We start from the raw sequence: 6,369 nt of genomic DNA on the forward strand, positions 1-6,369 counted from the left end.
CGCACCGGGACCCTCAGCCGTCGACGCCCACCCGCGCGGTGTCGGCGTCCCGCGCCAGACTGGCGCCGTGCCCACGCAGACCCCTGACGCCGCCGCGACGCCCGACGTCCCCGCCGCCACCCCGGCTCGCCCGCTCGTGACGGGTCGGTGCTTCGGCGACGGGGACCCGCTGTACGAGCAGTACCACGACGAGGAGTGGGGGCACCCGGTCCACGGCGAGCACGCGCTCTTCGAGCGGCTGGCCCTCGAGGGGTTCCAGTCGGGGCTCGCCTGGATCACGATCCTGCGCAAGCGCCCCGCGTTCCGCGCAGCGTTCGCCGACTTCGACCCCGAGGTCGTGGCCGGGTTCGGCGACGACGACGTCGCGCGGCTCATGGCGGACGCGGGCATCGTGCGGAACCGCGCCAAGATCGAGGCCACGATCGCGAACGCCCGCGCGCTGCGGGACCTGCACGCGCAGGGACGCACGCTCGACGAGGTTATGTGGTCGCACGCCCCCGACCGCGCCGACCACGTCCGGCCCGCGACCTGGACGGACGTGCCCGCGGTGACCGTCGAGTCGCGTGCGCTCGCGCGCGAGCTCAAGTCGCTCGGCTTCCGGTTCGTCGGACCGACCACCGCCTACGCCGCGATGCAGGCGTGCGGGCTCGTCGACGACCACCTCGCGACGTGCCCCTCGGTGGCGGTGCCCTGACGGGCCGGCTGGCCAGCCGACCACGGTGCCCGCCGTGCGAGAACCGCGACCGCCGACCACCGAGTCCGGCGCACCCGGGCGGCAGCGGACCGGCGCACCCGGGCGGCGGCGGACCACCGCCTCCGGGCGCAACCCGGGCGGCAGCGGACCATCGCGTCCGACGCGCTCCGGCGGCAGCGGACCACCGCCGTCGACGCACCCTGGTGGCCGCCGACGACCGCGCCGGGCGGCGCCCACGGAGGCTGCTGCTCCCGTCGAGTGACGCCTCGGCACGCACCTCTGACCCTCTTTCGGGTGGAGGTTAGGATGCCCGGCATGACGGACACGACGGACCCCGACGGGCGGCTCGACGCCGTGCGTGGGGCTGCCGCCGCGATGTCCACGCCGTCGGACGTCGACGCCGAGGTGCTGGCCGCCGTCCAGGACGGTCTGCTCGGTGTCGTGGCCGGTTCGCCGACCTCCTGGTTCGACGTCCCGACGCAGCGCAGCCGGCTCCGGCCCGGTCACCTGACCCCGCGCCGCCGCCGCTGATCCGAGGACGGACCGGACGCCCCTCCGGCCCGCCCTCACCACCCCCTCGCCGGGCAACGGTCCGGCACCGCGTGTGATCGACCATCGGCGCGTCGGCGGGCGACGGCTCGCGAAGGCGACGCAACCCCGTCGACGGACGTCGCGGGCGGACGTCCGCGTCTCACCGGTCGAGCAACGTTGCCCACCATGTGGTCGGCGGTCTAGCATCTCGACAACCATCCAGAGCGGCCGAGAGACCTGGCTCGACGACGCCGCAGCAACCCCCCTCCTGGCGAGGGTGTGGGTGCTTCCGCCAGGGTCGATGGAGTGAACGATGCCGCAGCACCCCCCGTGCCCCCGCGACCCCCGCGCGGGCCGACCGACGCCGGTCGTCCGGTGAGCGCCCCCGTCGTGGACGCGGCCCCCGGCACGGTCGACCAGACCGGCACCGTCGCCGACGCCACCTCGCGTCGGACGACCGGCCCGCACGTGGTCCCCGACCGCCCGCTCGCCGCGATCGACCGGCCGACCGTGTCGTTCGAGCTGTTCCCGCCGCGCAACCCCGACGCCGCCCCGCGGCTCTGGGAGACGATCCAGCGGCTCGGCGAGGCGCACCCCGACTTCGTGTCGGTCACGTACGGCGCCTCGGGCCGCACGCGCGTCACGACCCGTGCCCTGGTCAGCCGGCTTCTGCGCGAGACGTCGCTCAACCCGATCGCGCACCTCACGTGCGTCGGCACGTCGCGCGACGAGATCACGACGATCGTCGAGGAGTTCCTCGACGAGGGCGCCCGCTCGTTCCTGGCGCTGCGCGGCGACCCGCCCGCGGGTCAGACCGACTGGCAGCCGCACCCCGACGGCGTGCACACGGCGAGCGAGCTCGTCGAGCTGCTGCGGGAGATCGAGTCGCGCCGCTGCGCGGGCAGCGCGTCCCAGGCCGTCCGGGCCCGCGTGCGCCCGCTGTCGGTGGCCGTCGCGGCTTTCCCGCGCGGCAACGCGGCGACGGGCGGCACGCGCGCGCAGGACGTCGCGTCGCTCCTGGCCAAGCAGGAGGCCGGCGCCGACTTCGCGATCACCCAGGTGTTCTTCGACGCCGAGGCGTACCTCGGGCTCGTCGCCGAGGCGCGCGACGCGGGCGTGACCATCCCGATCATCCCGGGCATCATCCCGACGACGGACCCCGCACGGCTGCTGCGCCTGCAGGACCTCACGGGCGTGCCCGTCCCGCGCGACCTGCTCGACCTGCTCGGGTCCGCGGACGACGAGACCGAGCGGCACCGTCGCGGCATCCGCGCCGGCGTCGACCTCGTCCAGGGCGTGCTCGACGGCGGCGCCCCGGGCGTGCACCTCTACACGTTCAACCAGCACCACGCCGCGCTCGACCTGCTCGAAGGAGCGGGTCTGGACGGCGGGGCCCGCACCGGCCGCAGCGCCGTACCCGTCACGGCCCCCACCGCGACGACCCCCGGCACGCCCGGACCGACCACGACGGCACCCGACCCGACCCACGAGGGACAGACACCGCGATGACCACCACCCCCACGTTCCCCGCCGGCTCCGTCCTGGGCTACCCCCGGATCGGTCCGCGCCGCGAGCTCAAGAAGGCGATCGAGGCGTTCTGGGCCGGCCGCTCCTCGGCCGACGAGGTCGAGGCCGTCGCCGCCGACCTGCGCCGCCGCACCCGCACGCGTCTCGCCGAGCTCGGCCTGCGCACCGACGTGCCCGCGATCCCCAGCGCGTTCTCGTTGTACGACCACGTGCTCGACGCCGCGGCCGTGCTCGGCGCGATCCCGTCGCGCTTCGCCGACCTGCTCGACGCCGACGGCCGCCTGGACCTCGCGGGCTACTCGACGGTCGCGCGCGGCCGCGGTGACGACCTGCCGCTCGAGATGACCAAGTGGTTCGACTCGAACTACCACTACCTGGTCCCCGAGATCGGCCCCGACACCGAGTTCCGCTACGCGAGCGACCGCCCGGTCCGCGAGTTCGCCGAGGCGCTGGCCGAGGGCGTCGTGACCCGCCCGGTGATCGTCGGCCCGGTGACGTTCCTCGCGCTCGCCAAGGCCGCCGAGGGCTCGCCCGACGACTTCGCGCCCATCGACCGCCTCGCCGACGTGCTCCCGGTCTACGCGGCGCTGCTGCGCGACCTCGCCGCCGCCGGTGCCACGTGGGTCCAGCTCGACGAGCCCGCGCTCGTGTCCGACTCCGTCGACGTGCCGGTCGAGCGCCTGCTCGCGTCGGTCACCGAGGCGTACGGCGCGCTCACCGCGGTCGAGGGCCGCCCGGCGCTGTTCGTCGCCGCGCCCTACGGCGACCTGCGCGACGCGCTCGGCGTGCTCGCGGCGACCGACGTCGAGGCCATCGGCGTCGACCTGGTCCGCGGCCCGGCCCCGACGCAGGCGGTCCCCGGCCTCGAGTCGAAGACGCTGGTCGCCGGCGTGGTCGACGGCCACAACATCTGGCGCGCGGACCTCGACGCCAAGCTGCAGGTGCTCGAGCAGCTCGAGAACCTCGGTGCGGGCGCGGTCACGGTCGGCACGTCGACGTCGCTGTTCCACGTCCCCCACGACGTGCAGGACGAGCCCACGCTCGACCCGACGCTGAAGTCCTGGCTCGCGTTCGCCGACCAGAAGGTCGTCGAGGTCGTCACGCTCGCCGAGGGCCTGACCGAGGGCCGCGAGGCGATCCACGAGCAGCTGCTCGCCGCGTCCGACGCCGTCGCCTCGCGCAAGACGGCCCCCGGCGTGGTCCGCCCCGAGGTGCGCGAGCGCGTCGCCGCCCTCGGCGAGGACGCGTTCAACCGCGGCGACTTCGAGGGCCGCAAGGCCGCGCAGGCCGCGCGCTTCGACCTGCCGCCGCTGCCCACGACGACCATCGGCTCGTTCCCGCAGACGCCCGAGATCCGCAAGGCGCGCGCCGCGTTCGGCAAGGGCGAGCTCACCGCCGAGCAGTACGAGGACGAGATGAAGGCGGAGATCCGCCGCGTCGTCGAGCTGCAGGAGAAGATCGGCCTCGACGTCCTCGTGCACGGCGAGCCCGAGCGCAACGACATGGTCCAGTACTTCGCGGAGAACCTCGACGGGTTCGCGGTGACGCAGAACGGCTGGGTCCAGTCCTACGGCTCGCGCTGCACGCGGCCGTCGATCCTCTGGGGCGACGTGTCCCGCCCGGCGCCCATCACGGTCGCGTGGACGTCGTACACGCAGTCGCTCACGGAGAAGCCCGTCAAGGGCATGCTCACCGGCCCGGTGACGATCCTCGCGTGGTCGTTCGTCCGCGACGACCAGCCGCTCGGCGACACGGCCAACCAGGTCGGCCTCGCCCTGCGCGACGAGATCGCCGACCTCGAGGCCGCCGGCATCGGGATCATCCAGGTCGACGAGCCCGCGCTGCGCGAGCTGCTGCCGCTGCGCGCGGAGGACCACGCGGCCTACCTCGACTGGTCGGTCCGCTCGTTCCGCCTCTCCACGGCGGGCGTGCGCGAGGACACGCAGATCCACACCCACCTCTGCTACTCCGAGTTCGGCCAGATCATGGGCGCGATCGACGGCCTCGACGCCGACGTCACGTCCATCGAGGCGGCCCGCTCGAAGATGGAGATCCTCGGCGACATCGCCGCGGCCGGCTACCCGCGTGCGGTCGGCCCGGGCGTCTACGACATCCACTCGCCGCGCGTGCCGAGCGAGGGTGAGGTCGAGGAGCTCCTCACCGAGGCCGTCAAGGCCATCGCGCTCGACCAGCTCTGGGTGAACCCCGACTGCGGCCTCAAGACCCGCCGCTACGAGGAGGTCACCCCGTCGCTCGAGCACATCCTGCAGGCGACGCGGGCGGTCCGCGCGACGCTCTGACGCCGCACGCCCCGTCGGGCGCACCGCACGACCGGAGGGCCGGGTCCACCACGGACCCGGCCCTCCGCCGTCCCGTCGGGGGAACGAGTCAGCCGGCCGGCGGGTCGGCTCCGCGCGCCGGCCGACCCGGCGGCGGTGCGTCGGCCGCTCCCGCGACGGTGTGTCGGCCGCTCCCGCGACGGTGCGTCGACCGGGGGTCGACGCGGAGAGCCCGACGTAGGGTCGTGGACGTGGACGTGGAAGCGCGCGGCGGGACGACGATCTTCGACTCCGTGCCGCTCGACGCGCTGCGGCGCCGGACGAGCCAGAAGTGGCGCCGCTACCCCGCCGACGTGCTGCCGATGTACGTCGCGGAGATGGACGTCCCGCAGGCCGAGGCCGTCGTGCGCGCGGTGTCGGACGCGATGCGCGCGGGCGACACCGGGTACGTGCACGGGCCCGAGTACGCCGAGGCGCTGGCCGGGTTCGCGGCCGACCGGTACGGGTGGGACGTGCCCGTCGCGGACTGCCGCCTCGTGCCCGACGTCATGCTCGGGATCGTCGAGGTGCTGCGGCTCGTCACCGACCCCGGCGACGCCGTCGTGATCAACCCGCCGGTGTACCCGCCCTTCGTGCAGTTCGTCGAGCACGCCGACCGCCGCCCGCTGCCGGCCCCGCTGGGCCCGGACGGCCGCCTCGACCTCGACGCGCTCGACGCCGCGTTCGTCAGGGCCACGTCGGGCGGCCGTCGCGCCGCGTACCTGCTCTGCCATCCGCACAACCCGACCGGCACCCTGCACACGGCCGCCGAGCTCGCGGCCGTCGGTGAGCTCGCCGGGCGGTACGGCGTCCGGGTCGTCGCGGACGAGATCCACGCGCCGCTCGTCACGCGCGCGAGCGCGCCCACGACGGAGAGCAGACGTTCGCGCGACAGCGACAGCGACGGCGACGCTCCGCACCGCGCGCCGCGGTTCGTCCCGACGACGACGGTGATCCCGTCGGCGCTCGCGCTGCACTCGGCGTCGAAGGCGTTCAACCTCGCCGCGCTCAAGGCCGCGGTCGCCGTGCCGGGGCCGGACGCCCGCGCGGACCTCGCGCGCCTGCCGGAGATCGTGCTGCACGGCGTCAGCCACCTGGGCGCGGTCGCCCACACGACGGCGCTCCGCGACTGCGGGGACTGGCTGGACGCGGTCCTCGACGGCTTGCGCCACAACCAGCGGCTGCTGTCCGCGCTGCTGGCGACGCACGTGCCCGCGGCGCGCTGGACACCGCCCGACGCGACGTACTTCGCGTGGCTCGACCTGCGCGACGTGCCCACGGTCCGCGACGGCGCCGACC

General features: G+C 75.1%; 5 protein-coding genes and 1 riboswitch. All 5 genes read left to right on the forward strand.

Annotated features, from left to right (window positions below; translation table 11 throughout):
• The first annotated feature begins 136 nt into the window (after window positions 1-136).
• Window positions 137-694: a DNA-3-methyladenine glycosylase I gene (locus HGA02_RS08090; protein ID WP_168678594.1), complete on the forward strand. Its 558-nt coding sequence runs from the start codon at window positions 137-139 to the stop codon at window positions 692-694.
• Window positions 695-1,009: 315 nt separating this feature from the next.
• Window positions 1,010-1,225: a hypothetical protein gene (locus HGA02_RS08095; protein ID WP_162353432.1), complete on the forward strand. Its 216-nt coding sequence runs from the start codon at window positions 1,010-1,012 to the stop codon at window positions 1,223-1,225.
• Between the two features lie 212 nt (window positions 1,226-1,437).
• Window positions 1,438-1,533, forward strand: a riboswitch (SAM riboswitch).
• Window positions 1,534-1,600: 67 nt separating this feature from the next.
• Entirely contained in the window at window positions 1,601-2,734 is a 1,134-nt protein-coding gene (locus HGA02_RS08100; protein ID WP_425483046.1) for a methylenetetrahydrofolate reductase, read from the forward strand.
• Window positions 2,731-5,052 carry a 5-methyltetrahydropteroyltriglutamate--homocysteine S-methyltransferase gene (gene metE / locus HGA02_RS08105; RefSeq protein WP_168678593.1) on the forward strand — a complete coding sequence of 774 codons (2,322 nt, stop codon included), beginning with the start codon at window positions 2,731-2,733 and terminating at the stop codon, window positions 5,050-5,052. The genes HGA02_RS08100 and metE overlap by 4 nt, the downstream gene beginning before the upstream one ends.
• A gap of 230 nt (window positions 5,053-5,282) precedes the next feature.
• Window positions 5,283-6,369: MalY/PatB family protein (locus HGA02_RS08110; protein WP_343035371.1), on the forward strand; the 1,087-nt coding region annotated here is incomplete at its 3' end.

The sequence above is a fragment of the Cellulomonas septica genome (genome assembly GCF_012396155.1).
GTDB classification, from domain to species: domain Bacteria; phylum Actinomycetota; class Actinomycetes; order Actinomycetales; family Cellulomonadaceae; genus Cellulomonas; species Cellulomonas septica.

What these genes read in the sequence shown, in the direction of transcription:
- metE (WP_168678593.1), top strand. Translation starts at nt 2,731, where the DNA reads ATGACCACCACCCCCACGTTCCCCGCCGGCTCCGTCCTGGGCTACCCC.
- HGA02_RS08095 (WP_162353432.1), top strand. Translation starts at nt 1,010, where the DNA reads ATGACGGACACGACGGACCCCGACGGGCGGCTCGACGCCGTGCGTGGG.